Origin of the sequence: Poseidonocella sp. HB161398 (genome assembly GCF_005870025.1) — a bacterium.
Classification (GTDB): domain Bacteria; phylum Pseudomonadota; class Alphaproteobacteria; order Rhodobacterales; family Rhodobacteraceae; genus Mangrovicoccus.
In genome coordinates this window covers 1-580 of record NZ_VATA01000287.1, presented here as the reverse complement: position 1 = coordinate 580, position 580 = coordinate 1, and the positions used below count along the sequence as shown (strand labels likewise).

Below are 580 nucleotides of genomic sequence, written 5' to 3'. Positions count from 1 at the left end.
GACCGGTGGCGCGGCCCGCTCATGGCGCAAGATCCACTCCGGCATAGACGAGATGGAGGAGGATCAGGAAACCGTCCAGGGGACCGTTTCCCCGACGACGATTGGAGATCCGGGCGGGCGAGGTCACCTCCGGCAATGTCGGCGACGTCGAGCCGGTGAGCGCCACCGGTCCGAGCAAACCGGCGAGGGATGCTGCCTGATCGGCTCGCCCAGATCCCCGTGGACGCGGCGATCGCCGCCGTCAGCGCTGAGTTGTCGGCGGTTGCGCCACCGGTTCGAGCACCGCTGGCGCCGCCTATGACACCCGCGGCTGCCATGACGCCATCGCGGCCCGCGGCGCGGCGGCGGTTCGTCGGGCAGGGCTCCGCGCGTCCAGCCCTCAGATCCTCCACATGAGGATTTGCCGCTGAAGCGGACCGGCCTGAACTCCCCCAGACCTTTTGCACATCCTCCTCGCTTCCGCCGAGGCGGACTGCGAGGCCATGGAAGCCGGACACCGCCGGAGCCCGGGCACGCAACGAGATCCTGCGGGCGTCAAAGCACTTGGGCCGGGCGCTCTGGCGGAACTGGAGCGGGTACC

At 70.0% G+C, this 580-nt stretch carries 1 pseudogene; it reads left to right on the top strand.

From position 1 onward, the window contains the following. Positions 1–580: pseudogene (locus FGX59_RS40040) on the top strand (hypothetical protein); the annotation flags it as partial.